Raw genomic sequence first — 14,643 nt, 5'->3', positions numbered from 1 at the left:
CAGCATCAGCTACGACGCAAGGAGATCCTAGTGCCGATTATCGAGCAGGTCGGGGCCCGCGAGATCCTCGATTCCCGAGGTAACCCGACTGTCGAGGTCGAGATTGCCCTGATCGACGGAACCTTCGCCCGCGCGGCGGTGCCGTCCGGCGCGTCGACCGGCGAGCACGAGGCGGTCGAGCTGCGTGACGGCGGCGAGCGCTACGGCGGCAAGGGCGTGCAAAAGGCTGTGCAGGCCGTGCTCGACGAGATCGGCCCCGCTGTGATCGGACTCAATGCCGACGATCAGCGGCTGGTCGACCAGGCGCTGGTGGACCTCGACGGCACCCCCGACAAGTCGCGGCTCGGTGGCAACGCGATCCTGGGCGTCTCGCTGGCCGTCGCCAAGGCGGCTGCCGATTCGGCCGAGCTGCCGCTGTTCCGCTACCTCGGCGGGCCGAACGCGCACATCCTGCCGGTGCCGATGATGAACATCGTCAACGGCGGCGCCCACGCCGACACCGGGGTGGACGTCCAGGAGTTCATGGTGGCGCCGATCGGTGCGCCCAGCTTCGTCGAGGCGCTGCGCTGGGGTGCCGAGGTGTATCACTCGCTGAAGTCGGTTTTGAAGAAGCAAGGGCTTTCCACCGGTCTGGGCGACGAGGGTGGCTTCGCCCCCGATGTGGCCGGAACCACCGCGGCGCTGGACCTGATCAGCTCGGCCATCGAGGCGACCGGTTTGAAGCTGGGCACCGATGTGGCGTTGGCCCTCGACGCCGCGGCCACCGAGTTCCACACCGTCGGCAGCGGCTACAGCTTCGAGGGCGCCACCCGCACCGCCGAGCAGATGACGGAGTTCTACGCCAAGCTGCTCGACTCCTACCCGCTGGTGTCCATCGAAGACCCGCTGTCCGAAGACGATTGGCAGGGCTGGGCGGACCTGACGTCGTCGATCGGCGACCGGGTGCAGATCGTGGGTGACGACATCTTCGTCACCAATCCCGAGCGGCTCGAGGAGGGCATCGAAAAGGGCGTGGCCAACGCGCTGCTCGTCAAGGTGAACCAGATCGGCACGCTCACCGAGACACTCGACGCGGTCGCCCTGGCTCACCACAGCGGATACCGCACGATGATGAGCCACCGCAGCGGCGAGACCGAAGACACCACGATCGCCGATCTGGCGGTGGCCGTCGGCAGTGGGCAGATCAAAACGGGCGCGCCCGCCCGCAGCGAGCGGGTTGCTAAATACAACCAGCTGTTGCGCATCGAGGAAGCGCTGGGCGACGCGGCCCGCTACGCTGGCGATCTGGCCTTCCCGCGCTTCGCATTGGATGTGAAATAGCTTGACAGCCAACGAGAAACGCGACTAGATCTGAGATGCCCGACGCGAAGCGGCCAGATCCGAAGCGGCGCTCCCCGGCATCGCGCCCGGGGAAAGCGGGTGATTCGGTTCGCCGCGGTCGCGCCGCCAAACCGTCGTCCAAGCCGTCGTCACGCGCGTCGAAACTTGCGCAGAACGCCGCCGATGCCCGGACGACGGCTGAGCACATCGTCGAACCGATCAAGCGGCAGATCGCGGAGTCCGTCGAGCAGCGGTCTGAGCAGCGGATGGGCTTCACCGCCCGGCGTGCGGCGGTACTGGCTGCGGTCGTATGCGTGCTGACGCTCACCATCGCGGGTCCGGTGCGTACCTATTTCGCGCAGCGCACCGAGATGTCTCAGTTGACCGCCAGTGAGGCCGCGCTGCGCCGTCAGATCGCCGACCTCGAGCAGAAGAAGGTCAAGCTTGGCGATCCGGCCTACATCGCGGCGCAGGCCCGGGAGCGCCTGGGGTTTGTGATGCCCGGCGACACGCCGTTCCAAGTCCAGCTTCCGGCGGGTGCGGCGGCTTCCCCGCAGCCGGGCGGCGAGACGGCCAAGCCGGCGAGCAACGCCCCGTGGTACTCGTCGCTGTGGCACACCATCGCCGACGCCCCGCACCTGCCACCGGCCCCACCGGCCAACGCCCCGGCGCTCGCGCCGGCCGACCCCTCGGCGCCCGCGCCGCCGGAATTACCGAAGCCCACGACTCCCGGTGGTTGATCGTGCCGACCTGGAAGCGGTGGCACGCCAGCTCGGTCGCGAGCCGCGTGGTGTGCTGGAGATCGCCTACCGGTGTCCCAGTGGCGAGCCCGGCGTGGTGAAGACCGCGCCGAAACTTCCTGACGGAACTCCGTTTCCGACGTTGTACTACCTGACGCACCCGGCGCTCACTGCGGCCGCGAGCAGGCTCGAGACGACGGGGCTGATGCGGGAGATGACCGAGCGATTGCAGACGGACTCCGATTTGGCCGCCGCCTACCGGCGCGCCCACGAGTCCTATCTGGCCGAGCGCGACGCGATCGAGCCGCTCGGGACGACGTTCTCGGGGGGCGGCATGCCGGACCGGGTCAAGTGCCTGCACGTGCTGATCGCGCATTCGCTGGCCAAGGGTCCCGGGGTTAATCCGCTCGGAGACCACGCGTTGGCGCTGCTTGCCGCCGAGCCGGCGATGGCCGCGGTGCTGGATGGTGAGCTGTGGCGTTGAGAGCGGCCGGCGTCGATTGCGGCACTAACTCGATTCGGTTGCTGATCGCCGACGTATCGGGCGGGCAGCTGTGCGACGTGCATCGCGAGACGCGGATCGTGCGCCTGGGCCAGGGTGTCGACGCCACCGGTCAGTTTGCGCCGCAGGCGATCCAGCGGACCAAAGCGGCGCTGGTCGACTATGCGGATCTGATGCGAGCCCACGGCGTCGAGCGGGTCCGAATGGTTGCCACCTCGGCCGCTCGCGACGTCACCAACCGCGATGACTTCTTTGCGATGACCGCCGACGTGCTGGCCGGTGTGCTACCCGGTGCGGTCGCCGAGGTGATCACCGGAGCCGAAGAGGCCGAGTTGTCATTCCGCGGAGCGGTCGGCGAATTAGACGTCGCCCGTGGACCTTTCGTCGTCGTCGACCTCGGTGGCGGCTCAACCGAAATCGTGCTGGGCACAGACCAGGTGTTGGCGAGCTACTCGGCCGACATCGGCTGCGTCCGGTTAACCGAGCGCTGCTTGCACTCCGACCCGCCGACGCGTGCGGAAGTGCACGCGGCGCGTCAGTTTGTGCGCGATCGGCTCGAGTCCGCACTGCGGGCCGTGCCCGTCGAGGGAGCCCGGACCTGGGTCGGGCTGGCCGGCACGATGACCACCCTGTCGGCGTTGGCGCACCGCATGACGACGTATGACGCTGCGGCCATTCATCTTTCGCGGGTTGCCGGCGATGAACTGTGGTCGGTGTGTGAGGGGCTGGTCGGCATGACGCTGTCCCAGCGTGCGGCACTGCCGCCGATGCACGAGGGCCGGGCCGATGTGATCGGCGGCGGCGCGATCGTGGTGCAGGAGTTGGTGCGCGAGCTACGCGCCCGGGCCGGCATCGACGAGCTCACCGTCAGCGAGCACGACATTCTCGACGGCATCGTGCTGTCGATCGCGCGGTAACAAGCATGGCTTTCGGTGTGCGGTGACGGCGGCCTTTCCCGGCGTGTCGTCGCCGTGGGCGCACACCCGGCGCCGTGGACGCACACTGGGCGCCGGAAAGCTCATGCCTCGAAGCGGTAGCCCATACCGGATTCGGTCAGCAGGTGTTTGGGATGCGACGGGTCGTCTTCGAGTTTGCGCCGTAACTGTGCGAGATACACACGCAGGTAATGGGTTTCGGTGGCATACGCCGGGCCCCACACCTCTTTGAGCAACTCCTCGCGGCCGACCAGCTTGCCGCGATTGCGCACCAGTACCTCGAGCATGCCCCACTCGGTCGGGGTGAGGTGCACCTCGGCGCCGTTCTTCGTCACTTTCTTGGCGGCCAGGTCGACGGTGAAAGCATCGGTTTCGATCACCGGCTCGTCGGTTTCCGATGCCGCGGCGTTGCGGCGGACCGCGGCCCGCAGCCGGGCTAGAAACTCGTCCATCCCAAACGGTTTCGTGACGTAGTCGTCGGCCCCGGCGTCCAGCGCTTCGACCTTGTCGGACGAATCGGTGCGCGCCGACAACACGATCACCGGTGCCGTCAGCCACCCGCGCAGACCGGCAAGCACTTCGATACCCGAGATGTCGGGCAAGCCGAGGTCGAGGACCACCACGTCGGGTTTGTGTTCGGCAGCGGCGCGCAGGGCGCAGGCACCGGTCGCCGCCGTGACGACTTCGTAGCCGCGCACCGAGAGGTTGATGCGCAGCGCACGCAGAATATGCGGCTCGTCATCGATCACCAATACCCGGGTCATCGGACACCAATCGGTTGCGGCGGTGCCGCCAAGTCTACGACGACGGTGAGTCCGCCCCCGGGCGTGTCGCTGGCCTGGATGGTTCCGCCCATGGCTTCCACAAAGCCACGCGCCACCGACATCCCCAGCCCCACACCGGTGGTGTTGTCGTGATCGCCGAGCCGCTGAAATGGTTCGAAGAGCTGATCTTCGTTCCCGGGTGGGACTCCCGGTCCTTCGTCGATGACGTTGATCAGGACCCGATCGCCCACGCGCCCCGCGTTGACCCGGACCACGGAGTTGGGCGCGTAGCGCAGCGCATTGTCGATCAGGTTGGCCAGCACGCGTTCGAGCAGCCCGGCGTCGGCCATGGCCACCGCGTCACCCACGTCGACTTTGACGCGATCGATCGCTGATCGGTAGAACCCGTTGGCGCCCTTGCCGATACTGACCAGCGCGCGTTGCACCGTTTCCTCCAGGTACACCCAGCGCAGATCCGGGCGAACCACGCCGGCGGCCAGACGCGAAGAATCAAGCAGGTTTCCAACCAACGCGGTCAACTGATCGATCGACTCCTCAATAGTGGCCAGCAATTCCGCGGTGTCTTGCGCGGAGAAAGCAACATCTTCGGCGCGCAAACTGGATACCGCGACCTTGGCCGCGGCCAGCGGTGTGCGTAGATCATGGCTGACCGCCGAGAGCAGCGAGCGCCGCAGCTCGTCGGCCCGCACAATCGCCTCGGTCCGACTTGCTTCGTCGACCAGCTCACGCTGCCTGATCAGACCCGCGGCCTGTCTGGCCACCGCGCTCAGCACCCGGCGATCGCGCGCGGACAGCTTGCGGCCGGCCAACAGCATCCAGAACTCGTCGTCACCGACCTCGATCGCGGTGTCCGCGGAATCAACCGTGACACAAGGATCTTTGCCCACACAGGCCACGATGTAGCTCTTCTTGCCGACGGCGCGGTCCTCGTCGCTGGGCTCTCGCAGCACGCTGACCGCCTGCTGCGAGTAGGTCTCGCGCACGCGTTCGAGCAGTGTGTCGAGGTCGGCGCCGCGCAGCACCGATCCCGCGAACAGCGTCAGCAGTTCGGCCTCTTGGGAAGCCAGCCGGGCTTCCCGGGCTAGTTTCGCCGCGAAGTCGACCAGCACCGCGACCGCCACCGCGATCAGCAGCAGCACCAATTCGGTAATGGCGCTGTTGGGTTCGGCGATCGTGAAGCTGTGTCGCGGCGCGATCAGGTAGTAGTTCAGTAGCAGCCCGGACAGCACCGCCGAAAGAGCTGCCGGGGCAACACCTCCCAGCAGGCCCACCAGCAGAACCCCGACAAAGAACAGGGCGCTCTCCCCGCCGGTGTCCAGATATGGGTCGAGCACGCCCACCGTGACCGCGCAGATCGCGGACGGGACGATGCAGGCCGCCAGCCAGGAGGCGATGCGTCGCTCGCGGGGCGCCAGCGACGCGATGTGGAAGCCGCGCCTGGATTCTTCGTGCGTGACGATGTGCACATCGATCTTGCCGGATCGCTGCACAATGGTCGGGCCGATGCCCTCCTCGAAAATCCGCGACCACCGCGACCGGCGCGAGCTGCCGATCACTAACTGGGTGCCGTTGATCTCACGCGCGAAATCCAGTAGCGCTGTGGGCACGTCGTCGCCGACGACGGTGTGCACCGACGCGTCCAGACTGCCGGCCAGCCCGCGGATCTTGATCATCCGGGTTTCCGACAAGCCGGCCAGCCCGTCGCCCCGTAGCACGTGCACGACCATCAGCTCGGCGCTGGACTTCGACGCGATCCGGGATGCCCGTCGTACTAACGTTTCCGATTCTGGGCCGCCGGTGACCGCCACCACGACGCGCTCGCGCGCCTCCCACATGTCGGTGATCTTGTTCTCCGCGCGGTACTTGGCCAGCGCGGTATCCACCTGATCGGCCAGCCACAGCAACGCCAATTCCCGTAGGGCGGTGAGATTTCCGCGGCGGAAGTAGTTCGACAGTGCGGCATCGATTCGGGCCGGGGCGTAGACGTTGCCGTGAGACAGCCTGCGCCGCAGCGCTTCCGGTGTGATGTCGATCAGCTCAACCTGCGCGGCTTCCCGCACGATCGAGTCCGGCATCGTCTCCTTCTGTTCGATCCCGGTGATCTGGGCGACGACGTCGTTGAGGCTTTCCAGGTGCTGGATGTTGACGGTGGTGATCACGGTGATCCCGGCGTCGAGCAACTCTTCGACGTCCTGCCACCGTTTCTGGTTCTTGCTTCCCGGTGTATTGGTGTGGGCCAGTTCGTCGACCAGAACCACCTGCGGATGCCGCTCCAGCACGGCCGGCACGTCGAGTTCGGCGAAGCTACCGCCGCGGTACTCGATGAAACGCGGCGCGATGATTTCGATGCCTTCCAGCATCTCCGCGGTTTTGCGGCGGCCATGCGTCTCCACCACGGCGGCCACCAGATCGGTGCCGCGTTCCAAGCGCCGGTGAGCCTCCCCGAGCATCGCGAACGTCTTGCCGACACCCGGGGCCGCACCGAGGTAGATGCGTAGCTCCCCGCGCTTGGGATGGTGGTCCCCGAGGCTGACGTCGCTCACGTCAACCATCATCCACCCGCGTCCCTAGCTCGTGGCCGGGAACCGGTGGTCGAGTTCGGCGTTCAGCTGCAGCACATTGACCGTCGGTTCGCCGAAGAATCCCAGGGCACGGCCGTCGCTGAACTGCGCGAGGACCGCGCGTATCTGGTCCGGGCTGACGTGGCGGGCGTTGGCCACCCGGGTGACCTGAATAGCGGCGTAGGCCGGTGAGATGTTCGGATCCAGGCCGCTGCCGCTGGCGGTGACGGCGTCGGCGGGCACCTGCGGGCTACCCGCGGCGGCTCCGACAATCGGCACGATCTGGCCGATCGAGTAGTCGTCGCCGAACTTTGCGCACTCGACCCGAACACCTTCGTAGAAGTCCAGGAAGGGTTGCTTCGTCGTCGCGCACGGCTCGTTGACGCTGGCCACCCGAGTCGGGTGGACGACGTAACCGCGCGAATCGCGGGGGCCAATCACCGACAGCACCGCTCCGACACCGCCGCCGGTGCAGAACGGCCTTGCGCCATTGACACCTTCGAGTTGTCCGATCGATACGCTTCGCGTGCACACCTGCGTCAGCAGGCTCGGCTTGAACCCGGCGTCGGACGCACTGGCGCCCGACGCCAGCTTGGCCGGATCGCCCGGGGTGTCGACAATGCTCTCGGGCCCAAGGTTGCTGCCGCCACTCGACGTCGGGTCATATCCATTGCTGCCCGCCGCCGAAGGCCGGCTCTGGAAGTACTTCGGCAGTGGGTTGCCGCTAGCGTCGGTGAACGACTGGCCGATCAGTCGACTGCCCACCGGCTTGCCGCCGATGGTGATGATCGAGCCCTCCGCCTTGTCGTGCAGTCCCGGGATGAAGGCAATCAGCCAAATCAGCAGCGGGTAGCCAAAACCGAGGATCACCGTGAGGACGAGCAGCGCGCGCAGCGCGGCGACGTGTTGGCGAATCGTGTTGGCGATGTTCATCTCAGGCCATCCCAGGGAGCAGTTGAACCAGCAGGTCGATGAGCTTGATCCCCACGAATGGGGCGACGATGCCGCCCAATCCGTAGACGTAAAGGTTTCGGCTGAGCAGTTTCGATGCACGGCTGGGCGTGTACCGAACACCGCGCAACGCCAACGGAATCAGGGCGACGATGACGACCGCGTTGAAGATGACCGCGGACAGGATCGCCGATTGCGGGCTGTGTAGCCGCATCACGTTGATCAGGTCCAGGCCGGGGAAGATCGCCACGAACATCGCCGGGATGATCGCGAAATATTTGGCGATGTCGTTGGCGATCGAGAAGGTCGTCAACGCACCGCGGGTGATCAGCAGTTGCTTACCGATTTCCACGATCTCGATGAGTTTGGTCGGATCGGAGTCCAGGTCCACCATGTTGCCGGCCTCTTTGGCGGCCGATGTGCCGGTGTTCATCGCCACTCCGACGTCGGCCTGAGCCAGCGCCGGCGCGTCGTTGGTGCCGTCGCCGGTCATCGCCACCAGGCGACCACCCTGCTGCTCCTTTTTGATCAGCATCATCTTGTCTTCGGGTGTGGCCTCGGCGAGAAAGTCGTCCACTCCGGCCTCGTCGGCGATTGCCTTGGCGGTCAACGGATTATCACCGGTGATCATCACCGTACGGATGCCCATCAGGCGCATCGCGTCGAATCGTTCGCGCATGCCCTGCTTCACCACGTCCTTGAGGTGGATGACGCCGAGCACTTCGGCCTTGCCGTCATCGACCTGCCCGACGACCAGCGGGGTTCCGCCGGCCGCCGAGATGCCGTCGACGATCTCGCCGAGTTCGGTCGGGACGTTGCCGCCGTGGCCGCGGACCCATTCCGAGACCGAGCTCGCCGCGCCCTTGCGTAGCTGCCGGCCGTCGAGGTCGACGCCCGACATCCGGGTGGTCGCAGTGAATTCCACCCAGTTAGCGTTCGTCAATTCGCCAGGTGTTCGCGCGCGCAGGCCGTAGGCCTCTTTGGCGTACACCACGATGGAGCGTCCTTCTGGAGTCTCGTCGGCGAGACTCGACAGCTGTGCGGCGTCCGCCAAGTCGGCGTTGGTCACGCCGGTCACCGGAATGAATTCCGACGCTTGACGATTGCCGAGCGTGATCGTTCCGGTCTTGTCCAACAGCAAGGTGTTGACGTCACCGGCCGCTTCGACCGCGCGGCCCGACATGGCCAGCACGTTGCGTTGCACCAGCCGGTCCATACCCGCGATACCGATCGCGGAAAGCAGCGCACCGATGGTGGTCGGAATCAAACACACCAGCAGTGCCACCAGGACGATGCCACTGATGCCGTCGGAGCTCAGCGCCGAGGTATCAGGCACTCCAGGGTTGTTCACCTTGGAGTAGATCGCCAGCGGTTGCAGTGTGGCGACCGCGAACACGAAGATGATGGTCAGTGCCGCCAGCAGGATGTTCAGCGCGATCTCGTTGGGCGTCTTCTGCCGGTTCGCGCCCTCGACGAGCGCGATCATCCGGTCCACAAAGCTCTCGCCCGGCTTCTGGGTGATCTTGACGACGATGCGGTCCGACAGCACGGTTGTCCCGCCGGTCACCGCCGAGCGGTCACCGCCGGATTCCCGGATCACCGGTGCCGATTCGCCGGTAATGGCCGACTCGTCAACCGAGGCAATGCCTTCCACGACATCGCCGTCGCCGGGAATGACTTCGCCCGCGGTGATCACCACGAAGTCGCCTTGCTGCAGCAGCGGCGCCGCAATCTCTTCGGGGTTGCCAGCCGCGCCGGGCTTCCAATCCTTGAGCCGGTGCGCGATGGTGTCGGCCTTCGTCTTGCGCAGCGAGTCGGCCTGCGCCTTGCCGCGCCCCTCGGCGACTGCCTCGGCCAGGTTCGCGAAAAGCACTGTCAGCCATAGCCAGAACACTGTTAGCCAGCTGAACCAGGTGCCGTCGCCGACCGCGAGCACCGTCGACCAGACGGCGCCGATCTCCACGATGAACATCACCGGGTTGCGCCACAGCGTGCGGGGATCGAGTTTGCGCAGTGCGTCCGGCAGCGACTTCAGCAGCAGGGCCGGGTCCAGCGAGCCGCCCTGAAGCTTTTCGCCGGGCGCCTGCGCGGTGCGTCGGCGGGTGCCTGAATTCAATGTGGTGGTCACTTTCAGTGAATCCCTTCGGCAAGCGGCCCGAGCGCCAGCGCGGGCAGGAAGGTGAGGGCAACCAGGATGACTGTCACGCCCACCACAAGTCCCACGAACTGCGGCTTATGCGTGGGCAGGGTGCCACTGGACTCGGGCGTCATGCCCTGGCTTGCCAGTGAACCGGCAAGCGCGAGAACCAGAATCATCGGCAGGAAGCGGCCGAAGACCATGGCCAGACCCAAGGCGGTGTTCCACCAGACCGTGTTGGCCGACAGACCCGCGAAAGCCGAACCGTTGTTGTTGGCTGCCGAGGTGAAGGCGTACAGCACCTCGGACAGGCCGTGCGGCCCGCCGTTGGCCATGGCGGCGCGCTCACCCGGCAGCGCCATCGCGATCGAGGTGCCGAGCAGCACGAGCAGCGGGGTGATCAGGAAATACCCTGCGGCCAGCTTCATCTCGCGCGGATTGATCTTCTTGCCCAGGTACTCCGGTGTCCGGCCGACCATCAACCCCGCGACGAACACCGTGATGACCGCGAGGATCAGGATGCCGTACAGCCCCGAGCCAGTGCCACCGGGCGCGACCTCACCGAGCTGCATGTTGAACATCGTCATCATGCCGCCCAGGCTGGTATAGGAGTCATGGGTGGAATCGACTGCGCCCGTTGAGGTCAGCGTGGTCGCATCGGCGAAGACCGCAGAGTCGGCGACGCCGAAGCGCTGTTCGACTCCTTCGGATGAGGCGCCCACCGCCGAGGGGACGGTGCCGTGGTGCTGCAGCTGGAACAGCATCATGAAGGTGACGCTGAGCAGGGCCAGGACGCTGACGATCGCGGCGATGGCGTAGCCCTGCTTCTTGCTGTTAACCATGCGGCCAAACGTGCGCGGCAGCGAGAAGCCGATGACCAGGATCAGGAAGATCTCGACCCAGTTGGTCCACGCGGTCGCGTTCTCGAACGGATGCGCCGAGTTGGCGTTGTAGAAGCCACCGCCGTTGGTGCCCAACAACTTAATTGCCTCTTGGCTGGCAACCGGACCACCGGGAAGGGTCTGCGGGGAGCCGGCCAGGGTGTTCACCACCTGGTCATTGAGGTGGAAGTTCTGGATGACACCGCCGGCCAGCAGGGTGAGCGCGCCGATGATTGAGATCGGCAACAGGATGCGCAGCGTGCCGCGGGTCAGGTCCACCCAGAAGTTTCCCAGTTCATTGGTGCGGTGTCGGATGAAGCCGCGGACCAGCGCGACCGCGACCGCCATCCCGACCGCGGCGGATACGAAGTTCTGTACCGCCAGACCGGACATCTGGACCAGATGGCCCATGGTCGACTCACCGGAATAGGCCTGCCAGTTGGTGTTTGTGACGAAGCTGATCGCGGTGTTCCAGGCCAGCGCCGCTGTCATCGGCGTTCCCGGATCGTGCAGATGCAGCGGCAGCTTTCCCTGCACTAGTTGCAGGACGAATAGGAACACGACGCTGACCGCCGAAAACGCCAGCACGCTACGGGCATACGTTTTCCACGTCTGCTCAGAGTCGGGGTTGGCGCCAATCAATCGGTAAATGAATTTCTCGGTGCGCGAATGTTTTTGAGCGCTGTACACCCGATACATGTAGTCGCCCAGCGGCACGTGGACCACCGCCAACGCGACAATCATCAGCGCGAGGAAGACCACACCCGCGGCGGTGCCGCTCACTAGAACCGCTCCGGAAACATCAAGGCAGCCCCCAGTAACAGTGCGATCAGGACAGACAGAATCAGGCCCACCGTATTGGCGGTGCTCACGATCCGAGCCTCAGCGTCAAGCCGAGTGCGGCGAACACCACCACAGTCAGCACCAGGTAAATCACCACAGACATGTTTGTCTTTCGTTCAATGACCGATTAATGCCAGATTGTTTTCGGGCAACAGTGACCTGACCTCGGTGAGGAGGTCACGATCGAATCTAGGCTCGCCCGCGGGGCAAACCGTTGCCCTTAACGCTTTCTTTACGTCTTGACCGCCACTTTTGCGGTCTTCCTGACCTTTGCCGCCTCGTTTGTCCCGCGCGTCTCACTGACCTCGCGCGCGGTGGGCGCGCTAGTTGGCGCCCGGACTGTCGATCAACGGCAGCTTCACCCGGAAGACCGTTCGGCCCTTGCTGGATTCGGCGCTGACCGAGCCGTGGTGGGCTTTGACGATCGAACTGACGATGGCCAGGCCCAGGCCGATGCCCGAACCGTCGGACCGGGAGGTGTTTGTGCGGACGAACCGCTCGAACAACCGGGGGAGCAGGTCGGCGTCGATGCCGGGCCCGTCGTCGGTGACGGTGAGCTGGGCATGCGGCGCGTCGGGGTCGCCGCGGTGGCAGGCGATCGCGGTGGTCACCGTGACGTCGGGCGGTGTGTGCAACGCGGCGTTGCTGAGCAGATTGCTGACCAGCTGATGTAGCCGGGCATGATCCCCGCGGACCCAGACCGGTTCCTCGGGAAGGTCTTTGACCCACTGGTGCGTCGGCGCCGCGACCGCGGCATCGTTCACCGCGTTGTTGACCAGATCGGCCAGGTCGACGTCTTCGTTCTGCAGGTCCTCACCCTCGCCCAGGCGGGACAACAACAGCAGCTCCTCGACGAGCAGAGCCATGCGGCGTGCTTCGGACTCGATGCGCGCCAGTGCGTACTCGGTGGTCGGCGGCAGGGCCGAACTGTCTTGGCGGGTCAGCTCGGCGTAGCCCTGAATCGCCGCCAACGGGGTTCTCAGCTCGTGGCTGGCGTCGGTGAGGAATTGGCGCATCCGCAAGTCGGAATCGACGCGATGCGCCAGCGCGCTATCCACGTTGTCCAGCAAGCGATTCAGCGTGTGCCCGACGATCCCGACTTCGTTGTCCGGGTCGGTGTCTTCCTGCTGGACCCTGACGCCGATCCGGTGTTCGTCGCCGGTGAGCGGCATCACCGCAACTTCCGCGGCGGTCGCGGCGACCCGGCGCAGCGGGCGAAGTGTGTAGCCCACCACCCACACGGTGAGTCCCGCGGTGACTACCAGGGCGGCCGCGACCAGCAGGCTGGTGGTGATGTATTTGCGGGCCATGATCTCGTCGGCGAGCTTCACCGACATCCCGACGATCAGGAGGTCGGATCCATCGACGCGGCTGTCGACGCGATAGGCGCCGAGGCTGCCAAGCCGTATGGTGCGCGGCGGCGCGTCGGCCCAGGACTCCGCCTCGATCGCACGGATGACATCGGGTGGGGCGGGTTTTGGCTGGTCCTCCGAGAAAACCGCCGAGCCGACGACATTGCCGTGGTGTACCACGGCAATCAGGTTTCCCGGCGTTTGCCCGGTGAACTCCAGCAGCGCCTCTGCTATCGGCGGAGTGCGCCGGTGTGCCGAGGTGTGTTCGCCGTTCTGGTACCGGATGTACGAGTTACTGAATGCATCAAGGGATTCGGAGACATCGGCGTCGGCTATCGCGGTGACGTAGCCGCGCAGGCTGAGCACTGAGACTATGCCGACGGTTACCAATACCACTGTGACGACTGCTAATACGCCAATAAGCAGTTGGCGGCGCAGAGACCGTGGTAGCCACGAAGGGGTGTTGCGTTGCCGGGTCATTCCGCTGGTCGCAGCATGTATCCAACACCACGGACGGTGTGGATCATCGGCTCCCGGCCGGAGTCGATCTTCTTTCTCAAGTATGAGATGTACAGATCGACGATGCTGGTACGCCCGGCGAAGTCGTAGTTCCAGACCCGATCGAGGATCTCGGTGCGGCTCAATGCACGGCGCGGATTGCGCATCAGGAAGCGCAGTAATTCAAATTCGGTCGACGACAGCGATATCGGCGTGCCGTCGCGGCTGACTTCGCGGCTGGCGGTGTCGAGCCGGAGATCGCCGACCTTGAGCGCTTCGGCCGCCGGTGGGGACTGCTGGCTGGAGCGCCGCAGCAGCCCGCGAAGCCGGGCGACCAATTCTTCGAGGCTGAACGGTTTGGTCATGTAGTCGTCGGCGCCCGCGGTGAGACCGGTGACACGGTCCATGACCGAATCGCGTGCGGTCAAAAACAGCGTGGGGGTGTAAACCTCGGATTCGCGGATTCGCTGCAGAATGCGCAGGCCATCCATGTCGGGAAGCATGATGTCGAGGACCAGCACATCGGGGGCCGCCCGCTCGAATCTGGCCAGTGCTTCGCGGCCGTTGTGGGCGATCTCCACCACCCAGCCCTCGTAATGCAGTGCCATCTTGACCAGGTTGGTCAGCGCTGGCTCATCGTCCACCAGCAATACTCGGATCGGTGATCCGTCAGCACGATAGATCCTGGGTAGCTGCCCAAGAATGGCTTGGCGTGGACGCTGGCTTCCTGCGTAACCCGACATTACGGTCATGTTCTTGAATTCTCGCAAAGCACATATGCGCTTGTCACCTCGTTCATAGATTTCTCAAATGTTTAGGTGATCGGATCGGGCCCGGCTGCGCGGAGTTCTCTGTGTCGCGTCCGCCGCATTGGGACGTGGCGATTCGCGAAAAGCACTGAAATGAACGACCTTTAGTTCAAATCACTACCACCCTCGTGCCACAAAAAACGGGGCCGCACACCTGTCGGTGCGCGGCCCCGGTTAGAGACGAGGTGCTAGGCCCAGCTGGACCCAACGGCGCTGTCGGTGCTGGCCATGTTGTTGCCCGCGGACTGCACCTTCTGGCCGTGCTGGTTGGCCTGCTCGTAGATCACCTGGAAGTTACGACCCAACTGGGTGATGAACTCCTGGCAAGA

At 65.3% G+C, this 14,643-nt stretch carries 11 protein-coding genes and 1 pseudogene; 4 read left to right on the top strand and 8 right to left on the bottom strand.

Annotated elements, in window-relative coordinates:
* The first annotated feature begins 30 nt into the window (after nt 1-30).
* The 4 genes from eno to H7K34_RS19075 are packed head-to-tail and all read left to right on the top strand — an operon-like array spanning nt 31 to nt 3,479.
* Nucleotides 31-1,320 carry a phosphopyruvate hydratase gene (eno, locus tag H7K34_RS19090; RefSeq protein WP_264063636.1) on the top strand — a complete coding sequence of 430 codons (1,290 nt, stop codon included), beginning with the start codon at nt 31-33 and terminating at the stop codon, nt 1,318-1,320.
* A gap of 35 nt (nt 1,321-1,355) precedes the next feature.
* A complete protein-coding gene (locus tag H7K34_RS19085; protein WP_264063635.1) occupies nt 1,356-2,060 on the top strand; it encodes an FtsB family cell division protein in 705 nt (234 codons plus the stop codon).
* Nucleotides 2,053-2,544, top strand: a complete 492-nt coding sequence (locus H7K34_RS19080; RefSeq protein ID WP_264063634.1) for a DUF501 domain-containing protein — start codon at nt 2,053-2,055, stop codon at nt 2,542-2,544. Before H7K34_RS19085 ends, H7K34_RS19080 begins: the two co-directional genes overlap by 8 nt.
* Nucleotides 2,535-3,479: a Ppx/GppA phosphatase family protein gene (locus H7K34_RS19075; protein ID WP_264063633.1), complete on the top strand. Its 945-nt coding sequence runs from the start codon at nt 2,535-2,537 to the stop codon at nt 3,477-3,479. The genes H7K34_RS19080 and H7K34_RS19075 overlap by 10 nt, the downstream gene beginning before the upstream one ends.
* 101 nt (nt 3,480-3,580) lie before the next feature.
* Here H7K34_RS19075 and H7K34_RS19070 read toward each other — a convergent pair whose 3' ends face one another.
* From H7K34_RS19070 to H7K34_RS19035, 8 genes and pseudogenes are all read right to left on the bottom strand, one after another.
* Entirely contained in the window at nt 3,581-4,261 is a 681-nt protein-coding gene (locus H7K34_RS19070) for a response regulator (RefSeq protein ID WP_264063632.1), read from the bottom strand.
* A complete protein-coding gene (locus H7K34_RS19065; RefSeq protein ID WP_264063630.1) occupies nt 4,258-6,837 on the bottom strand; it encodes a sensor histidine kinase in 2,580 nt (859 codons plus the stop codon). Before H7K34_RS19065 ends, H7K34_RS19070 begins: the two co-directional genes overlap by 4 nt.
* 12 nt (nt 6,838-6,849) lie before the next feature.
* A complete protein-coding gene (locus H7K34_RS19060; protein WP_264063629.1) occupies nt 6,850-7,776 on the bottom strand; it encodes a potassium-transporting ATPase subunit C in 927 nt (308 codons plus the stop codon).
* A 1-nt stretch (nt 7,777) separates the two neighbouring features.
* The gene (gene kdpB / locus H7K34_RS19055) at nt 7,778-9,910 is read right to left on the bottom strand and encodes a potassium-transporting ATPase subunit KdpB (protein ID WP_276059865.1); all 2,133 of its coding nucleotides are present in this window, start codon (nt 9,908-9,910) and stop codon (nt 7,778-7,780) included.
* 14 nt (nt 9,911-9,924) lie between these two features.
* Nucleotides 9,925-11,595: a potassium-transporting ATPase subunit KdpA gene (gene kdpA / locus H7K34_RS19050; RefSeq protein ID WP_108924425.1), complete on the bottom strand. Its 1,671-nt coding sequence runs from the start codon at nt 11,593-11,595 to the stop codon at nt 9,925-9,927.
* Nucleotides 11,596-11,978: 383 nt separating this feature from the next.
* On the bottom strand, nt 11,979-13,487 hold the full coding sequence (locus H7K34_RS19045; RefSeq protein ID WP_264063628.1) for a sensor histidine kinase: 1,509 nt from the start codon (nt 13,485-13,487) through the stop codon (nt 11,979-11,981).
* Nucleotides 13,484-14,257: a response regulator transcription factor gene (locus H7K34_RS19040; RefSeq protein ID WP_264063627.1), complete on the bottom strand. Its 774-nt coding sequence runs from the start codon at nt 14,255-14,257 to the stop codon at nt 13,484-13,486. The genes H7K34_RS19045 and H7K34_RS19040 overlap by 4 nt, the downstream gene beginning before the upstream one ends.
* Before the next feature lie 245 nt (nt 14,258-14,502).
* Nucleotides 14,503-14,643: pseudogene (locus H7K34_RS19035) on the bottom strand (type VII secretion protein EsxI); the annotation flags it as partial.

Source organism: Mycobacterium montefiorense (assembly GCF_025823255.1).
Classification (GTDB): Bacteria; Actinomycetota; Actinomycetes; order Mycobacteriales; family Mycobacteriaceae; genus Mycobacterium; species Mycobacterium montefiorense.
This window is presented reverse-complemented; position numbering and strand designations above follow the sequence as displayed.

Bases quoted from the DNA above. Each gene is read 5' to 3' on its own strand.
- H7K34_RS19085 (WP_264063635.1), top strand. From the start codon at position 1,356: ATGCCCGACGCGAAGCGGCCAGATCCGAAGCGGCGCTCCCCGGCATCG.
- H7K34_RS19070 (WP_264063632.1), bottom strand. From the start codon at position 4,261: ATGACCCGGGTATTGGTGATCGATGACGAGCCGCATATTCTGCGTGCG.
- H7K34_RS19065 (WP_264063630.1), bottom strand. From the start codon at position 6,837: ATGATGGTTGACGTGAGCGACGTCAGCCTCGGGGACCACCATCCCAAG.
- H7K34_RS19060 (WP_264063629.1), bottom strand. From the start codon at position 7,776: ATGAACATCGCCAACACGATTCGCCAACACGTCGCCGCGCTGCGCGCG.
- H7K34_RS19045 (WP_264063628.1), bottom strand. From the start codon at position 13,487: ATGACCCGGCAACGCAACACCCCTTCGTGGCTACCACGGTCTCTGCGC.
- H7K34_RS19040 (WP_264063627.1), bottom strand. From the start codon at position 14,257: ATGACCGTAATGTCGGGTTACGCAGGAAGCCAGCGTCCACGCCAAGCC.